This window comes from Bathymodiolus platifrons methanotrophic gill symbiont, assembly GCF_002189065.1.
In the GTDB taxonomy this organism is placed as follows: Bacteria; Pseudomonadota; Gammaproteobacteria; order Methylococcales; family Methylomonadaceae; genus Methyloprofundus.
Map to the genome: position 1 here is coordinate 1 of NZ_BDMN01000143.1, position 1584 is coordinate 1584.

Consider the following 1584-nt stretch of genomic DNA (forward strand, 5'->3'; position numbering starts at 1 on the left):
GCTGTCCTTTGCTGTCTTGGTAAGGTTGTTATCGCACCACTGCTTTCAACTCTCGCTGTCAGCCCCGGACGGGATGATAGTCTCCAGAAGGCGCAGGGAAATTTGCCAATCCGAAGTGCGCGATAGCGCGCGAGGGAGGCTAAAATTTTATCCCGAATAGCCGTAGAGCCATTTGTGGTAGCCATGACTGAGCTGCTTTGTGCTCAGTCTGTGGCGGACGCAGGGCGGCTGGAGCATCTCCTATTCGCTGCGTAGGTGAACGAATTACGGCGACAGGAGTCCCGGAATTTCGTGAGGTAGCATGGCGCGCCTAAGGGTAGTCGCCAAAGCACCCTTCGACAGGCTCAGGGACCGGAGGGGTCGAAACAGCATCGGTGCCTGAGCCTGTCGAAGCCCCGGACATGAAGGTTTGGAATATCGTGAAGAACTCACTGGCATTTTTAGGCACACGGCCTTTTTTCTTAATCTCACTGGGTTCAATGCGCACAATGGCATCTTCACCAAACGGAGCAAAATCATTAAATGCCTGATTGGCTAAAATATTGCGATCAGCCAAAAACAAAATGCGTGGGCGGCGTTTCGCTTCTTCGGGATTTGTTTGTGCGCTTAAACTCCAGCGGCTATAAAATAACTTCCATGCAATTTGAAACGCGATACAGGTTTTACCCGTACCCGTTGCAAGTGTTAGCAATATGCGTTGTTGTCCTTCTGCAATCGCTTCCAGGGCATTATTAATGGCATTTTCCTGATAATAGCGCGGTGCCCAGTCGCCTTCGCTGAAAATCAGGGAAACGGAGCCTAAGCGAAGTGATGATTTTTAGTCCGCGATAGCCGTAGGGCCGTTATTTTGTCGGAGTCTGAGTGTTAGCGAAGGTGGAGACAAAATAAAAGGCCATCCGACACGGCGTCAAGTCATTTGGAGCCTATGTTCCGACCCCTTGTTGGGTCGGGACGAGGTGACGAGGACGAATCGGGGCCGCCGGAGGCATAAGTGGTCGCGTTAAGTTTTTGCTGCTTGCTTGGGCTGGGATGCCCAAAACAAGCTTTCGCAAAAATAGCGACTCCCCGATGCATTCAAAGGGAATAGCAGAAAAACGATCGCGCCAAATGCGATTGAAATCTGGCAGCTGTTTATCCTGCGCCTTAAAAGTTAGCGCCCACAATCCCTGTGGCGATAAATAATCATCAACCAGCCCTTCTTCACCGGTAAGTAAATTTATTTGATAAATATCATGACCATTGCTGGCATAGGCGATTCGGCATTGTAAACGCTCGGCATAATCTTTCGCCTGACGCACGCCCTCGCTATAACTCAAACGCTGAAAATCAGGGAAACGGAGCCTAAGCGAAGTGATGATTTTTAGTCCGCGATAGCCGTAGGGCCGTTATTTTGTCGGAGTCTGAGCGTTAGCGAAGGTGGAGACAAAATAAAAGGCCATCCGACACGGCGTCAAGTCATTTGGAGCCTATGTTCCGACCCCTTGTTGGGTCGGGACGAGGTGACGAGGACGAATCGGGGCCGCCGGAGGCATAAGTGGTCGCGTTAAGTTTTTGCTGCTTGCTTGGGCTGGGATGCCCAAAACA

At 51.0% G+C, this 1584-nt stretch carries 1 protein-coding gene and 2 pseudogenes; all 3 read right to left on the reverse strand.

The window, feature by feature from the left end; translation table 11 throughout:
- Nucleotides 1-185 (reverse strand): hypothetical protein (locus tag CDZ78_RS21175; protein WP_140413955.1); only part of this gene is annotated, 185 nt, incomplete at its 3' end.
- 128 nt (nucleotides 186-313) lie between these two features.
- Nucleotides 314-775: pseudogene (locus CDZ78_RS08920) on the reverse strand (DEAD/DEAH box helicase family protein); the annotation flags it as partial.
- A 286-nt stretch (nucleotides 776-1061) separates the two neighbouring features.
- Nucleotides 1062-1322, reverse strand: a pseudogene (locus CDZ78_RS24490) (type I restriction endonuclease subunit R); the annotation flags it as partial.
- Nucleotides 1323-1584: the final 262 nt, after the last annotated feature.